The sequence below is a fragment of the Oleidesulfovibrio alaskensis DSM 16109 genome (assembly GCF_000482745.1).
In the GTDB taxonomy this organism is placed as follows: Bacteria; Desulfobacterota; Desulfovibrionia; order Desulfovibrionales; family Desulfovibrionaceae; genus Oleidesulfovibrio; species Oleidesulfovibrio alaskensis.
This window is the reverse complement of the sequence record NZ_KI519496.1, coordinates 15,827-30,494: the sequence shown is the minus strand read 5'-3', so window position 1 is coordinate 30,494 and position 14,668 is coordinate 15,827. Positions and strand designations below refer to the sequence as shown.

Sequence of the window (14,668 nt, the reverse complement as noted above, 5' to 3'; positions counted from 1 at the left end):
CGGTGCCGTATCAGCCTGCGGAAACCACTGTGCGGACGATGATTTCGTCGCCGGGAAAAAGCTTGCGGTCGGGGGTGAGCAGCTTGCCGTCGCGGATGACAAGCACGGTGCCCCTGCGGGCGCCCACCTTGTTGAGCAGTTGCAGCACGCTTTTCACATAGGGCAGTTCAAGCCGTTTGCCCGAAGGCTGCAGCTCGACAGTGGTACCGTATCGTGAACGTTGTTCGGTCATGACTGGCCGGTCCGTAAAGTAAAAGGTTGTATATGAAAACGGACGTACCCGCGTATCCGGTGCGGCCATGTCCGTGCCTGCCGCTGCCTTACGGCCTTTTGACGGGCTGTCCGGCAGATGCCGCCCGCGGCAGATTTTTGTCCGGCGTGCGGCACAGGCAATGTGCCTCCATCGGGCGTGGTTGGCAAGGCGCGGCGGTGCAAGCGCTTACCGGCAGAGTTTTGCCGGATCCGGATACGGCTGTGTACTGCTCTGCCAAAAAACAGGCCGGGCCGCTTTTCCGGTGTGTGCGGCAGCGGCAGGATACATGCCGCGTGGCGCAGGCAGCGCGCCGGATGGTATGCAGTATTCTCTTCTGCGGCAGCGGCATGTCTTTGTCCGGTGTACATTTTTTTTGCGGGCCGCCGTTTTTTTATACTTTGTGCCGAAGAACGTTGCCTGTTAGGTGGATAGTGGTGTAATTTTGTATCCGAAACCGCATGCGGCGGGCCGGAGTGCGCCGCAGCAAACCGTGTCAGCCCCGTCGCCTTCTGCCTGTTATGACATGTTGCGGACGGGCGCGGATAAGGAGGCACATCATGCCAGCAAAGACAATCCTTGTGGTGGACGATGAAAAACACATAAGGATGCTGTACAAGGAAGAACTGGAGGCCGAAGGCTACACCATTGCCACCTCGGACGGACAGGAACCCATTCTGCAGGTGGTGGCCCGTGAAAAACCGCACCTTGTCATTCTGGACATCAAGCTTGCGCCGGATGTTTCGGGTCTTGACCTGCTGCAGCAGATACGCAGTCAGGACCAGCAGCTGCCCGTTATTCTGAGTACCGCGTATGACAGTTTTCAGCACGATCTCAAATCCATTGCCGCGGACTACTATGTGGTGAAATCCGTGGACCTGACGGAACTGAAGAGCAAGGTGGCTCAGGCTCTTGCCGACCGCGGGTAGCACCTTTTTCCGCCTGCCGTGCACCGGGCGTCCCGCAGTCTGCGCCGCGGGGCGCCTGTTTTTGTGGCGTGGTGCCGCCGCAGGCCGCCGTATGCGCGGCCTTTTTCTTGCTCTCCCTGTCGCTTCGTGATAGCCGCAAGACGCATATGTTTGACATTGATTTCGCACAGAGCGTTCAGCGCATCGCCGTGGCCTTCGTGCCCATGATGCTCGGCATGGTCTGCCATGAGGTGGCCCACGGATGGGCAGCGTGGCGCATGGGTGACCCCACGGCCAGAGCGCAGGGGCGGCTTACCCTCAATCCGCTGGTGCACCTTGATCCCATGGGTTCGCTCATGTTTGTGATCACGGCGCTCACCAGCCCATTTGTGCTGGGCTGGGCACGTCCGGTGCCCGTCGATGCACGCTGGTTCCGCAAGCCTTCCAGAGATATGATGCTGGTCTCCTTTGCGGGGCCGTGTACCAATTTCATACTGGCGGTCATGTTTGCCGTGCTGCTCAAGGTGCTGGTGCATGTACTGCCCCACCAGATGCAGCAGGGAATTTTCTTTGAGTTTTTTCTGAACATGTCGGCCATAGGCATATGGATAAATTTCACGCTTGGATGGTTTAACCTGATTCCCGTACCGCCGCTGGACGGAAGTCATATCCTTGCGGGACTGCTGCCGCCCGCGCTGGCCCGGCAGTACCATCAGATAGGCCGTTACGGCATCATCGTGGTTTTGATTCTGCTTGCAAGCGGCATACTGGGCCGCGTGCTGTGGCCGCTTGTGGATGGTTCCGCCCGTGTGGTCACTTCCATGCTCGGGCTTGCCATCTGATCATCTTATCCGGAGGAACATTGAAATGAGCAATAATCGCACTGTTTCGGGCATGCGTCCCACCGGCGCACTGCACCTTGGCCACTACTTCGGCGTGCTGAAAAACTGGGTGGAAATGCAGCACGAAATGGAAGCATTTTTCTTTGTGGCCGACTGGCACGCCCTGACAAGCGACTTCGCCGATCCTACCCGCATCAAGGGCTTTGTGCCCGAACTGGTGATGGACTGGGTAGCCTCCGGTCTTGATCCTCAGAAGTGTACCATTTTTCAGCAGTCGCAGGTCAAACAGCACGCCGAGCTGCACCTGCTGCTTTCCATGATAACTCCGCTGGGCTGGCTGGAACGCTGTCCCACGTACAAGGAACAGCAGCAGCAGATAACCAACAAAGATCTGGGTAACTACGGTTTTCTGGGGTACCCCGTGCTGATGGCTTCCGACATTCTCATCTACCGGCCTCAGTGGGTTCCGGTGGGACAGGACCAGCTGCCGCACCTTGAAATGACCCGTGAAATCTGCCGCCGCTTCAACCATTTCTACGGTGAATATCTTGTGGAACCTCAGGCCCGCCTGACCCCCGCCGCCAAATGTCCCGGCCTTGACGGGCGCAAGATGTCCAAAAGCTACGGCAACGCCATTCATCTGGGTGAGCCCATGGAAGACATCATACCCAAGGTGCGCGGCATGAAGACGGATGAAAACCGTCTGCGGCGCAATGATCCGGGCAATCCTGAGGTGTGCAACCTGTTCCCCTACCACGTGCTGATGACCGCGGAAGACAGGCAGGCCGAAATACGTCAGGGCTGCACTTCTGCCGGGCTGGGCTGTGTGGACTGTAAAAAAATTCTTCTTGAAAGCCTTGAGCGTTTTCTGACGCCCATCCACGAGCGCCGCAGAGAGCTGGAAAGCCGTCCCGACACGGTGTGGGACATTCTGCGCGACGGCAACGCCCGCGCCCGTGAAGAGGCCGAGCGCACCATGGAAGGCGTGCGTCAGCGTCTAAGCTTTGATTTTTAACAACCAACCATAATGACCGCGGGCGCACCATGTGCGCCCGTCGTTTTTCAGGAGACGCCATGACCGCACCGCATACGGAAACAGACAGCACTCAGCAGTTTCTGGACAGCATGCCCGAGCTGAAGCCGGGCGAAAAATTCCAGTTTGCCTGCCATCCCGGCGTGGCCTGTTTCAACGCCTGCTGTTCCGATCTCACCATGCCGCTGTCACCGTATGACGTGCTGCGCCTGCGGCAGGAAACAGGTCAGGACAGCGAAGGCTTCATTTCCACTTTTGCCCGTGTGGAAACATATCCGGACACCAATTTTCCCATTCTGTACATGAAGATGACGGATGGCCCCGTGCGGCCCTGTCCTTTTGTTTCACAGGCCGGCTGTCAGGTATATCCCAACCGTCCGGCCGCGTGCCGCACCTACCCGCTGGGCCGCGGCACCCGTGTGGATGCTCAGAGCCGGCTGGTGGAACAGTATTTCATCATTGCCGAACAGCACTGTCACGGATTTGCCGAAGAACCTGTCTGGACCAGTGAAGAATGGCTTCAGGATCAGGGGCTGGCGCGGTATAATTATTTCGGCGACAGATACACCCGTCTTATGGGCCGCGCCATGGAAACGGGCCTTGTGCTTACGCAGAAGCAGCTTACCCTGTGCCTGCTGGCATTGTACGAGGCAGACCGTTTCGGCGCCTTTATCAGCGGTGTGAACCTGTTTGCCCGGCTTAACGTTTCCGCGCAGGAGCAGGCCCGCATCCTTGAGGATGAGGAAGCCCGGCTGGAATTCGGCTTTGACTGGACCGAGCTGGTGCTTTTCGGCGACAATGAACGTCTTCAGGTGGTTAACCCGTAATGAATGCAGAGCAGGCGGCGTCTTGTCTGGCGCATCCCAAAGTGGTCACCTCCGAAGAACTGCAGCGGCGGCTTGCCGGGCGCCGCGGTGAAAAGGTGGTCTTTACCAACGGCTGTTACGACATCCTGCACCCCGGCCATGTGGACCTGCTGGCGCGCGCCCGTGCACAGGGTGACCTGCTGGTGCTGGGACTGAACAGTGACGCTTCCGTGCGCCGTCAGGGCAAGGGCGCGGACAGGCCGGTAAACACGTTTGCCGTGCGCGCTTTTGTGCTGGCCCATCTGGAAAGTGTGGATTACGTCGTCATGTTCGAGGAGGACACCCCCTATAACCTTATCAGTGCCGTGCGGCCGCAGGTGCTGGTGAAAGGCGGTGACTGGACGCCGGACAGAATAGTGGGGCGTGATATAGTGGAGGCTGACGGCGGCAGGGTGCTTTCGTTGCCGCTGCTGGAGGGATATTCCACAACGGCGCTTATCAGCAGGATACGTACTGCTTTGCGGTAACGGTCTGCTGTCTTGATTTTTTTGCGGCGGCGTCGGCAAGGCGCCGCCTTTTTTACGGCATTGCCGTGGCAGCCGGAAAAAAAGCGCAGTAATGCTTACATGATAAAGCGGGTGCCGTAGCACCCGCTTTGTTTGTGATACCGGCTAGCCGCGCGGCAGCGGCTTTGTGGCTTCATCCACCAGATACAGGATGGAACGGTATGAAAGCCCGCCATGCAGGGACAGGCCTATTTCACATGTGCGTGATGTGGAATAGCCGTCGTCGCAGCGTTCCACCTGCGGGCGCAGTTCCTTCAGTGCCGAAGCATTCAGCTCGGGAAAGCTGAATCCCCGGTCTCCGGCGAACCCGCAGCAGAACACGTCTTCGGGTACCACCACTTCTTCGGCGCACAGTTCCGCCAGTTTTTTAAACTTGGCATCCAGACCCATTTTGCGTGCGGTGCAGGTGGAATGGATGGCCACCCTGCGCGGCAGTCGGGTGAACTCCAGCTTGTCGGTAAGGTGTTCCAGCACAAAGTCGATGGGTTCCCACAGGGTGAGGCGCTTATCGAGGGTTTCTTTCATGCGGTACAGGCAGGGGCTGGTGTCGCACAGTACCGGCAGCTCTCCGTTGCCGGAAGCTTTCAGCAGTGCGTCGCCCAGTTCCTTGGATTTTGCATCGGCCTGCGCCATATAGCCTTTGGATTCAAACGCCTGCCCGCAGCACAGGTTTTCCATGCCTTCGGGGAAGATGACTTCGTAACCGGCTTTTGCCAGCAGCGATACGGTTTTTGCCGGCAGCGGGTCGCGGTCGCGGTCATTTTTTGCCGGTCCCATGGTGCGGCTGACGCAGCTGGGAAAGTACACAGCCTTAAGGGGGTTTGCCTGATTAACCGGCACCGGTTTGACGGGGGAAAGCCCGCCGGGCATCTCTTTGTTCCACATGGGAATTTTTTTCAGCGAAACCACGCGCAGCGTTCTGGAAGCCCCGTCCATGAATGTGGTGCCGAAAAGCCGGTGTGCCAGACTTACCCCTTTGAGTCCGGTGGCCACTGTTTTTGCCACGGTGCCGAAATGGTCGCCCACCCATGTGGCGGCCTTGTGCGCCCGCGGTCCCACTTTGGTGGAACGCAGATGCTTGATGAACGAGCCTGTGTTGATTCCCACGGGACAGCGGGTGGCGCACAGCCCGTCCGCCGCACAGGTGTCTTCGCCCAGATAATTGTATCCCTTCAGCAGGGTTTTAAGCAGCTTGTTCTTCTCTTCTTCGTTTTCCATGCGGCAAACTTCGCGCCAGCTTACAATGCGCTGGCGGGGGGTGAATGTCACATCGCGCGAAGGGCAGATGGGTTCGCAGAAGCCGCATTCGATGCATTTGTCCACAATGGAGTGGGCGGCGGGCAGGGGCTTCAGGTTTTTGATGTGGGCTTCGGCATCCTCGTTGATGATGACGCCGGGATTGAGCAGCCCGTGCGGGTCGAAGATGTTCTTGATTTCCTTCATCAGCATGTAGGCGTCGCGGCCCCATTCCATTTCCACAAAAGGCGCCATGTTGCGGCCTGTGCCGTGTTCCGCCTTCAGCGAACCCTTATAGGCTCCGGCCACCATGGCACACACGTCGTCCATGAACGCCTGATACCGGCTTACTTCGGCACGGTCGCCGAAGTCCTGAGTGAACACGAAATGCAGGTTGCCTTCCAGCGCATGGCCGAAAATGATGGCTTCGTCGTAGCCGTGTTTTTTGAACAGACCCTGCAGTTCCAGTGTTGCCTGTGCCAGTGATTCGATGGGAAAGGCCACGTCTTCGATGATGACGGTGGTGCCGATGCGCCGGACGGCTCCCACTGCAGGGAACAGACCTTTGCGCACCGCCCACAGCTTGCCGAATTCTTCGGGCACATCGGTGAATACATGGGGGTGCACGCAGGGAATATGCTCGATGGAGGCAAGAATTTCAGCTATCTGCCTGTTCAGTGTGTCTTTTTCGTTTGAGCGGGTTTCCACCAGCAGCGCTGCGGCTTCTTCACCCAGATCGGTCAGGCCGCCGGGCATGCCCGGTTTGTCCTGCACGCTGCGCAGACCGGCGCGGTCTATAAGCTCCACTGCGGCCACGGGCTGCTGTTTGAGCACAATGGTTGCTTCGCACGCGGACTTGATGTCGGGGAAGAGCATCAGCGCCGAAGCCTTGTGCCTGTGTTCTATCACCGTGCGGTAGGTCACTTCGGATATGAAGCCCAGCGTACCTTCCGAGCCGATCATCAGGTGCTGCAGAATGTCAAAGGGGTCTTCAAAGTCCACCAGCGCGTTCAGGCTGTATCCTGTGGTGTTTTTTATCTTGAATTTTCTGGTGATAAGTTCGGCCAGGCTGTTGTCTGCCATGACCTTCTGACGCAGCAGACGCAGTCTTTCCAGCACATTAGGGTGCCTGCGGGCAAATTCGGCCCGGCTTTTGTCGTCCGATGTGTCCAGCGTGGTGCCGTCGTACATGACAACCCGCATGCTGTGCAGGGTTTTATAGCTGTTTTCCGCCACACCGCAGCACATGCCGGAAGCGTTGTTAGCCACAATGCCGCCTATTTTGGCGCTGTCGATGGATGCGGGGTCGGGGCCGATTTTTTTACCGAACTCCGCCAGCAGGCGGTTGGCATGGCTGCCTATGATGCCCGGTTGCAGCTGCACCTTGGAAGCTTCATCAAAAATTTTGAATTTGCGCCAGCCGTCACCCAGCCGGATGAGCACGGAATCGGAAACCGCCTGTCCGGACAGGCTGGTGCCTGCGGCGCGGAATGTGACCGGCAGTTTGTGGCTGCTTGCCAGCTTGAGTATGCCCACCACCTCGTCTTCCACATTGGTGTCCACGACGATTTTGGGGATGAGACGGTAAAAGCTGGCATCCGTGCCGTAGGCAAGAGTGCGCAGGGGGTCGGTGTAGATATTGTCTGCGGGAATGAATTCCAGCAGTTCCTTGTGAAATTGCCTGTACCGTTCGGGAAGCATGGCTCCTCCTCGCTATGGGTGTGTCACCGTGCGGGCTTGCCGCACAGCTGGTATATGCCGGAAAAAACAGAAATCTCCGCCCGCGGTGCAGACGGGCGGGGGAATGGACACCATACCACAACCGGAATGATTTGGAAAAGGGGAAAAAGCTTTGAAACGGTATGTGGCGGGGCGTGTTCAGGCCTGCCAGCTGGCCGGAACGCGCACTTTCTGTCCTGCCTTGTTGGTAAACAGCAGATATCCGTTCCGGCGGCCGAAGAGATACAGGTCACGCGTGATGCGTACATCCTGTTCACAATAGGCAGCTATTTCATCAATGCGGCCCTGTTTCCACCATGCCAGCGCCTGCAGCCCGTCGGCAGATTTGGGCGCATCCAGTGTGGCACTGGCCAGATTGTCGAGCGATATCCGGTAACTGAGGCGTTTTTTTACTTCATCCAGCATGTCCAGCGTCGGCAGTGCGTCTAGTCGCCACGGGGTGTCCGGCGGCAACAGCGGGGCCAGCACCTTGTAATCAAATCTGATGATGTTGAAGCCGATGACAAGGTCGAACTCCGCAAGGCGCAGGAGCATCTCCGGCACGTTGTCCTGCGTGTAGGCGGTGAAGGCGTCGGTACGCGAATCGTACAGCACTGCAACGCTTACGCCCATGGCGTGGGCTTTGTGCCAGCCTCCGGCTTCCTGCGCCGAACGGCGGGTTTCCACGTCGAGCACGGCGTAGGATTGCGGGGTGAGGATGGAAAAGCGGTTGTTCATACGGGGCTCCGGTACGGGCTGTGCCTTGGCGGCCGTGGCCTGTTGCTGTGTTTCGGCGTGCCGGCTGTGCGGCTGCACGGGCACGATGCCGGTTGCTTCATGCGGGGGCGGTGCGCAGCGGCGCATGGCGTCCAGCAGAAAAAGCGCCCCGTCTTTGTCTATGGGGCGGTTGCCGGAACCGCACTTGGGCGACTGCACGCACGAAGGACATCCGGTTTCGCAGGGGCATCCGGCTATGACCTCACGCGTGCTGGCAAAAAGTTCTCCGGCTTTTTCATACGCCGAACGGCTCAGCCCCGCACCGCCGGGCATACCGTCGTATATGAATACGCACGGCCTGCCCACCTGCGGATGCATGGGTGTTGATATGCCGCCCAGATCGTTTCTGTCTGTCATGACCAGCAAGGGCAGAATGCCGATGGCGGCATGTTCCAGTGCGTGGATGGACCCCATGAAATGCATGAAAGCGTCTTCCACCTCGCGGCGTGCAGCATCCTGCACCTCAAACCACAGGCCTTCCGTCTCGAAAATGTTGGGCGGCAGATCCAGCGGGGTTATGCCCAGCATCTGACCGCTGCGCGCGTGTCTTTTTTCGTAACCGGTTATCTGGTCTGTCACGCGCAGGCGGGCAAGGCACACCCGGGTGTTCCATGCTGTTTTTGTGTCCAGCACCTGCAGAATTTCAGTGGATTTGTTACCGCGTACCCGCGTGTAGTATTCCACATTGGCGGCTACGGCGGTGATGGTGCGTGCCGCGGTGTCCAGACCGGTTATGACAAAAGACCGCCCGCGGTGCAGGTATACCGCCCCGGGGTGGGTTTCGCGGAAGGCTCTGTGTCCGTCCACACTGCCGATGACCGCTCCTGTTTCCATGTCCTGAATATGAAACGAGGGGCCTGCACCGCGCAGTTCCACATGGCGCTGGGGGCGCTTGCGTGCCGCCAGCAGGCGGGTGCCGTCTTCATTGCGCAGCAGCAGGCCGGTATTTTCCAGCTCTGCCGCCGCCTGCCGCACAGCGGTGTCGGTCAGCCACGGTTCATGTACATCCAGCGGAAATTCAGCCGCCGCACATTCCAGATGCCGTTCCAGAATGACCGGATTGTGCGGGTTGAGCACTGCATTTTCCGGCGGGCGTTCAAAAAAATCGTCGGGGTGCCGCATGAAGTACTGATCCAGCGCATCTTCACCGGCCACCAGCACCACGGCGGACTCCTGCTGTGCCCGTCCCACTCTGCCGCCGCGTTGCAGTGTGGACATTACAGTTCCCGGATAGCCTACCAGAATGCACAGGTCCAGCGAACCGATGTCTATGCCCAGCTCCAGCGCGCTGGTGGTTATGACGGCCAGCAACTGCCCGCTGTGCATGCGGGCTTCTATGTCGCGGCGCTCTTCGGGCAGAAATCCGGCACGGTAGGCGCTTATTCTGTCGGCGTACCCTCCCGCTTTGCTGCCCGCCCACAGGCTGATTAGTTCTGTCATGCGGCGCGACTGGCAGTACACAATGGTGCGCAGACCGCGCGCCAGAGCTGCCTTCAGCAACAGGATGGCAGTAGATGCCGGGCTTTCGGGCGGGTCGATGAAGACAACGTGACGCCGCCCCTGCGGTGCTCCGCTTTCCAGCACGGGCACAGGGCGTATGCCGGTAAGATTTGCGGCCAGTTCTGCCGGATTGCCCACCGTGGCGGAAGAAAACACAAACGAAGGAGCAGCGCCGTAACGGGTGCAGATGCGTTCCAGCCTGCGGAACAGCTGCGCCATATGCGAACCGAGCACTCCCCTGTAGGTGTGGGCTTCATCCACCACCACAAACGAAAGTCCGGCCAGAAAACGTGTCCATTGTTCGTGGTGCGGCAGGATGGACAGGTGCAGCATTTCGGGGTTTGTCAGCAGGACGTTGGGCGGCTGGCGGCGGATTTTTTTGCGGAACCATGCCGTGGTGTCGCCGTCGTAGATGGCTGCCGCAGGGCGGGCATCAGCCGCCCAGTGTGCCGTCAGGGCGTTCAGGGCTGCCAGCTGGTCCTGCGCCAGCGCCTTGAGCGGAAAAAGATAGAGCGCCCTTGTTTCCGGGTTGTGCAGAAACTGTTCTATGACCGGCAGGTTATAGATAAGTGTCTTGCCGCTGGCCGTGGGGGTGGCCACCACCACATGCCGGCCAGCGCGGATATGGTCGGTGGCAAGGGCCTGATGGGTGTACAGGCTGCCGACACCTGCATGGAGCATCACCTCCTGCACCGCGCGGGGCCACGGGCGCGTCGCGGGCGCCGTGCGCGCGGGAATCTCCGGCAGAATCCGGTGGCATGTCACAAAACTGCCCGGCCTGTCCGAAGCCTTGAGGGCGGCTATGTATTCCGCCACGGTATCTGTGGTGAGGTGCTGTGTCATGTGGTTGGAGCCGCATCAGGGGCCAGCCTGATGAGTATGACGGGGGTGCCTGCTTGTCAATGAATGCCGCCGGGCGGCACAGCCGGATATCCGCATGCGGATAATCATGCCTGTTATACAGGCGGTGCGGTATTTGCTGTTGCATTGAGACGGGCGCGGGGTATGCTGTATCCATGTATGCAGCCGCAGGTCATGACGCCGGACAGCGCAGCCGGATTTATGCGGGACTGGCGGCAGCCGTTGTGCTGGCGCTGTGTCTCGGACTGTCAGTGCGCGCTGCCGCCGGGCCTGTGGTGGTGTGGTCATATTACGATTCTCCCCCGTTTGTGACAGGAGAAAGCACGGGGCTGGCATATGACTTTGTGGAGATGCTCAATGCCGCGGGGGGGGGCAGATATGTCTTTACGCTCAAGGTCGTGCCCCGCAAGCGTGTGGACTGCGCGCTGGAGCAGGGCGGAAGCGGGCTGGTGCTGTTTGTGAATCCGGCGTGGATGAACCGGCCGGAGCGGTACCGCTGGTCGTCGCCGCTGATGCATGACCGCAACGGCGTGCTTTCCGGTGCGGCTTTGCGTCTGGACTACAGCGGTGTGGAATCTGTACGGGGGCTGATACTGGGCGGAGTTTACGGGCGCCGGTATCAGCAGCTTGACGAGGCCGTGGAACGCGGGGTGCTGCGGCGTGAAGATGCGCCGAGCGTGTATCAGAATGTGCAGAAACTGGCCGGCGGGCGGGTTGATTTCATCATCGCACCGGAATCGGTGCTGCGGTGTCTGGTGCGCGAACTCGGCCTGTCGGACAGAGTGTACTTTTCGCCCCGTCCCCATGCCGCGTACACCCGTCACATTATGCTTGCCGCACCTGAAGCCGGACTGGAAGAATTTATCGAGCAGTTCATAGCCGGCTTGCCGCGGAATCCGCGCTGGAAGGAGCTGCACAGGCTGTATCTGGACCGTTGCGGCATGAGACCGGCAGTGCCGTGAAGAGTATCGGGTATTGTATACGGTGTTCCGCACCATGGTGCGGAACACCTTTGCATACATGTGCCGGTTGCGGATTATGCCCCGTCGTCCGCGGGTTCTTCGTCGTATCCTGCCGTCCCGTTTTCCTCCGTGCGGGCAGGCTGTCCGCAGGGGGCATCGTCTGAGCAGGGGCTCTGCCACGAAATCTCCATTTCCAGTTTGCTGTGCTGCCCCTTGCGTTTGGCCGTTATCTCCAGTTCCAGCCGGTCCGGCACCGTCAGTGCGATGGTGCGGTCCTGATGTTCCAGACGCACGGTGCCGTCACGCAGCCCGGCCAGCATGCATTCCAGATAGCCGATAACCTGCCGGCGGGTCATAGCTCCTTCCACGGAGACTTTTTCCTTCTGCGGCTGTGCGTGGTCTTTGTCTGTCTTTTTCATGCCGTACCTCCCGGTGATGCTTTCAGCATAATGAAAGCAGTATGGGGTTAAGACGTTCTGGGTCTATGGGGCCGTCCGCGGCGGCTGTCAGCGGCACACGGAGAATCCGGATGCCCCGTGCTTCCAGAGCTGTTTCTCCGGAAAAGCGGGGGCATGCGGTATCAAGCAGTATGAAATTCAGCACATCTGTGTCCGTTATGGCGCTGTCGTCACGCTTCAGCTGGTCAAGCAGCATGCGTACCTGCGAACCCGTGTCGTGCCCTGTCAGCTCCGGATCGTGGCCGGTGTTGGGTACAAAGACTTTGGGGCAGTGGTTGGCGGCCACGGCCCTGCCCACACCGCGGGGCAGCAGGTTGGCCATGACGCTGGAAAAAAAGCTGCCCATGGGGTAGCAGACAAGCTCTGCGGAACAGATCAGATCGCGGGTTTTTTCGCGGATGGAAACTGATACGGGTGAGGGGTCATGTTCGTTTGCGGCCAGCCAGATATCGCTGATGGGGGCAGTGACAGGAGCTTCGCTTTTGCCTGTGAACCGGTGCTGCCCGCATATGATGCGGCCGTCCTGCAGCCGGACGCACAGATGGGCATTACTGTTGACGATGGGCCTTACGGTGCCGAGCACCTGCACCATTTTGGAAAAAATGTAGATGACCGGATCAAGATGGCGCCTGTTGGCAAGGTAGCCCGCGGCAAGAACCAGATTGCCTATGCTGGCGCCGCGCAGGTCAAAGTCGTCGGGCATCATTTTTATGAACAGGTGCAGGTGGTTGCGTACGATGGCCCGCAGGGGGTCCGGCACATGGACCACCAGCGGATGCTCGCCGTAGGCAATGGTTGCCAGTTCGTCCAGCAGGCTGTCCTGAACGGCATTGCGGGGCAGCCGGTACGAGAACAGTTCGAACATTTCCGGATTGCCCTGAATGGTCTGGTCGGCCAGCGCCATGAGCCGGTTGCGGATATCGCCCACGGCGGGAATGTTGAATGTTTTGCGCAGGGTTGCCGAACTGCCTCCCGAATCAAAGGGCGTGATGAGATGTATGGAGTTGTGCGTGTAACGGGTTATGTCCGCCGACAGCGCGCGCAGCGCCGTGCCGCCGCTGAAAAAAAGAATGCGCGGCCCCAGATGGGGGCTGTGGCGGAACCGTTCCAGCTTGACGGCGTCCGGCAGGGTGATGTCTCTGGTTATGGTGATGCGCATATTGTCTCCGGGTGATGGTGGTTCCGTGCGCTGTGGCGCGGGCAGGCACGGCGTGCATGCTATCTATCCCATGAAGTGCCGGCTTTATCCATATGTTTTCAAAAAGTAGCACTGCCGCGGCATGACGGCACCGGCAGTGACGACCGCCATAACAGTCAGGGCCGGAACTCCGTGCGGAGTTCCGGCCCTGATATGACGGAATATGACAGATCAATGGCCTGTGATGCCGTATTTTTTCAGTTTGTATTGCAGCAGACTTTTAGAAATGCCCAGCAGTTCCGCAGCCTTGACCTGCACGAATTCGGACCGCACCAGCGCGCGGCGGATGAGTGCCGCTTCCAGCTTGTCCAGTGTGTCGGCAAGATCCAGCTTGACGGGAAGCAGGTCCACGGCGCTTTTCAGCTGGGTTTCCTCGTCGCGTATTTCATGGGGCAGGTCTTCCACGCCGATGGTGGCCGAAGGCGTAAGCACCATGCAGCGTTCCACGATGTTTTCCAGCTGCCTGATGTTGCCGGGCCATTCATAGCCGGTCAGGTAGTCCAGCGCTTCAGGAGAAAAGTTCTTCTGCGGCAGTTCGTTGTCCTCGGCATATTTGTGCACGAAATGCGCGGCCAGCAGCGGAATGTCTTCGCGGCGTTCGCGCAGCGGCGGCAGTTCCACCTGCACCACGTTGAGCCTGTAGTACAGGTCTTCGCGGAAGCTGCCTTTGCCCACCTCTTCAAGCAGGTTTTTGTTGGTGGCGGCCACCACGCGTATGTCCACTTCTATGGGGGCGCTGCCGCCCACCCGCTCAAATGTGCGCTCCTGCAGCACGCGCAGCAGCTTTACCTGCATGTCATGCGAAAGCTCGCCTATTTCATCCAGAAAAAGCGTTCCTCCGTGCGCCATTTCAAAGCGGCCGCGTTTCATGGCCGTGGCGCCGGTGAACGAGCCTTTTTCGTGGCCGAACAGTTCGCTTTCCAGCACGCCGGCGTTCAGCGCCATGCAGTTGACGCTGATGAAGGGGCCGTCCTTGCGCGGTGATGAATAATGTATGGCACGGGCCACCAGCTCTTTGCCGGTGCCGGATTCTCCGGTGATGAGCACCGTTGACTTGCTGGGCGCGGCTCTTTCCACCATGGTCAGCACGTCGCGTATGGCGCGGCTGTTGCCCACTATCTGGCGCGGGCCAAAGCGTTGCTCCATGGCTTCGGCCAGCAGGCGGTAGCGGCGGTGCGCCAGGGCGAGTTCTGCTGCGTTCTGCACAGAAAGCAGCAGTTCATCGTTGGAAAAGGGTTTGGTAATGTAGTCGAAGGCCCCTGTTTTCATCACTTCCACCGCGCCCTCTATGGAGCCGAAGGCAGTCATGATGAGCACCGGAATGTGCGCAAACCGTTTTTTTACATGGTCAAGTACGTTCTGGCCGGTGATTTTGGGCATTTTCATGTCGGTGACGATGACATCGACATCCGATTCATCCAGAAACGCCAGACCGGTTTCAGGGTCGTTGATGGCTGTGACCTTGTATCCGGCGTCGGTCAGCAGCGCTTCCAGCACCAGAAGATAGTTTTTTTCGTCGTCAAGAAGCAGAATATGCGTGTCGTTGGTCATA

At 59.2% G+C, this 14,668-nt stretch carries 12 protein-coding genes; 6 read left to right on the top strand and 6 right to left on the bottom strand.

What is annotated here, in order from left to right; all coding sequences use genetic code 11:
- Nucleotides 1-10: 10 nt before the first annotated feature.
- Nucleotides 11-232 (bottom strand): ubiquitin family protein, encoded by a 222-nt coding sequence (locus H586_RS0116735; protein WP_011369283.1) that lies wholly within the window; start codon nucleotides 230-232, stop codon nucleotides 11-13.
- Nucleotides 233-810: 578 nt separating this feature from the next.
- Here H586_RS0116735 and H586_RS0116725 point away from each other — a divergent pair.
- The 5 genes from H586_RS0116725 (at nucleotide 811) to rfaE2 (ending at nucleotide 4,366) form a co-directional block, all read left to right on the top strand.
- Nucleotides 811-1,179, top strand: coding sequence for a response regulator (locus tag H586_RS0116725; RefSeq protein ID WP_011369282.1), 369 nt, complete (start codon nucleotides 811-813; stop codon nucleotides 1,177-1,179).
- Nucleotides 1,180-1,325: 146 nt separating this feature from the next.
- Entirely contained in the window at nucleotides 1,326-2,000 is a 675-nt protein-coding gene (locus tag H586_RS0116720) for a site-2 protease family protein (RefSeq protein ID WP_011369281.1), read from the top strand.
- 25 nt (nucleotides 2,001-2,025) lie between these two features.
- Nucleotides 2,026-3,015 (top strand): tryptophan--tRNA ligase, encoded by a 990-nt coding sequence (gene trpS, locus H586_RS0116715; protein WP_011369280.1) that lies wholly within the window; start codon nucleotides 2,026-2,028, stop codon nucleotides 3,013-3,015.
- A gap of 59 nt (nucleotides 3,016-3,074) precedes the next feature.
- A complete protein-coding gene (locus tag H586_RS0116710; protein ID WP_027182590.1) occupies nucleotides 3,075-3,860 on the top strand; it encodes a YkgJ family cysteine cluster protein in 786 nt (261 codons plus the stop codon).
- Nucleotides 3,860-4,366: a D-glycero-beta-D-manno-heptose 1-phosphate adenylyltransferase gene (gene rfaE2 / locus H586_RS0116705; RefSeq protein WP_011369278.1), complete on the top strand. Its 507-nt coding sequence runs from the start codon at nucleotides 3,860-3,862 to the stop codon at nucleotides 4,364-4,366. The genes H586_RS0116710 and rfaE2 overlap by 1 nt, the downstream gene beginning before the upstream one ends.
- A 144-nt stretch (nucleotides 4,367-4,510) precedes the next feature.
- On the opposite strand, the gene H586_RS0116700 is transcribed toward rfaE2, so the two are convergent.
- Both H586_RS0116700 and H586_RS0116695 read right to left on the bottom strand, forming a co-directional pair.
- Complete coding sequence (locus H586_RS0116700; RefSeq protein WP_027182589.1) at nucleotides 4,511-7,342, bottom strand: FAD-binding and (Fe-S)-binding domain-containing protein; 2,832 nt, start codon at nucleotides 7,340-7,342, stop codon at nucleotides 4,511-4,513.
- A gap of 177 nt (nucleotides 7,343-7,519) precedes the next feature.
- Complete coding sequence (locus H586_RS0116695; RefSeq protein ID WP_027182588.1) at nucleotides 7,520-10,480, bottom strand: DEAD/DEAH box helicase; 2,961 nt, start codon at nucleotides 10,478-10,480, stop codon at nucleotides 7,520-7,522.
- Nucleotides 10,481-10,653: 173 nt separating this feature from the next.
- On the opposite strand from H586_RS0116695, the gene H586_RS0116690 reads away from it, so the two are divergent.
- Nucleotides 10,654-11,460 carry a type 2 periplasmic-binding domain-containing protein gene (locus H586_RS0116690; RefSeq protein WP_051364084.1) on the top strand — a complete coding sequence of 269 codons (807 nt, stop codon included), beginning with the start codon at nucleotides 10,654-10,656 and terminating at the stop codon, nucleotides 11,458-11,460.
- Nucleotides 11,461-11,534: 74 nt separating this feature from the next.
- Here H586_RS0116690 and H586_RS19675 read toward each other — a convergent pair whose 3' ends face one another.
- The 3 genes from H586_RS19675 to H586_RS0116675 form a co-directional block, all read right to left on the bottom strand.
- Nucleotides 11,535-11,879: an amphi-Trp domain-containing protein gene (locus H586_RS19675; RefSeq protein ID WP_034619663.1), complete on the bottom strand. Its 345-nt coding sequence runs from the start codon at nucleotides 11,877-11,879 to the stop codon at nucleotides 11,535-11,537.
- A gap of 22 nt (nucleotides 11,880-11,901) precedes the next feature.
- Complete coding sequence (locus tag H586_RS0116680; protein WP_027182586.1) at nucleotides 11,902-13,077, bottom strand: GAK system CofD-like protein; 1,176 nt, start codon at nucleotides 13,075-13,077, stop codon at nucleotides 11,902-11,904.
- A gap of 210 nt (nucleotides 13,078-13,287) precedes the next feature.
- Nucleotides 13,288-14,667: a sigma-54-dependent transcriptional regulator gene (locus H586_RS0116675; protein ID WP_011369272.1), complete on the bottom strand. Its 1,380-nt coding sequence runs from the start codon at nucleotides 14,665-14,667 to the stop codon at nucleotides 13,288-13,290.
- Nucleotide 14,668 lies beyond the last annotated feature (1 nt).

What these genes read in the sequence shown, in the direction of transcription:
- H586_RS0116735 (WP_011369283.1), bottom strand. Translation starts at nt 232, where the DNA reads ATGACCGAACAACGTTCACGATACGGTACCACTGTCGAGCTGCAGCCT.
- H586_RS0116725 (WP_011369282.1), top strand. Translation starts at nt 811, where the DNA reads ATGCCAGCAAAGACAATCCTTGTGGTGGACGATGAAAAACACATAAGG.
- H586_RS0116720 (WP_011369281.1), top strand. Translation starts at nt 1,326, where the DNA reads ATGTTTGACATTGATTTCGCACAGAGCGTTCAGCGCATCGCCGTGGCC.
- trpS (WP_011369280.1), top strand. Translation starts at nt 2,026, where the DNA reads ATGAGCAATAATCGCACTGTTTCGGGCATGCGTCCCACCGGCGCACTG.
- H586_RS0116710 (WP_027182590.1), top strand. Translation starts at nt 3,075, where the DNA reads ATGACCGCACCGCATACGGAAACAGACAGCACTCAGCAGTTTCTGGAC.
- rfaE2 (WP_011369278.1), top strand. Translation starts at nt 3,860, where the DNA reads ATGAATGCAGAGCAGGCGGCGTCTTGTCTGGCGCATCCCAAAGTGGTC.
- H586_RS0116700 (WP_027182589.1), bottom strand. Translation starts at nt 7,342, where the DNA reads ATGCTTCCCGAACGGTACAGGCAATTTCACAAGGAACTGCTGGAATTC.
- H586_RS0116695 (WP_027182588.1), bottom strand. Translation starts at nt 10,480, where the DNA reads ATGACACAGCACCTCACCACAGATACCGTGGCGGAATACATAGCCGCC.
- H586_RS0116690 (WP_051364084.1), top strand. Translation starts at nt 10,654, where the DNA reads ATGTATGCAGCCGCAGGTCATGACGCCGGACAGCGCAGCCGGATTTAT.
- H586_RS19675 (WP_034619663.1), bottom strand. Translation starts at nt 11,879, where the DNA reads ATGAAAAAGACAGACAAAGACCACGCACAGCCGCAGAAGGAAAAAGTC.
- H586_RS0116680 (WP_027182586.1), bottom strand. Translation starts at nt 13,077, where the DNA reads ATGCGCATCACCATAACCAGAGACATCACCCTGCCGGACGCCGTCAAG.
- H586_RS0116675 (WP_011369272.1), bottom strand. Translation starts at nt 14,667, where the DNA reads ATGACCAACGACACGCATATTCTGCTTCTTGACGACGAAAAAAACTAT.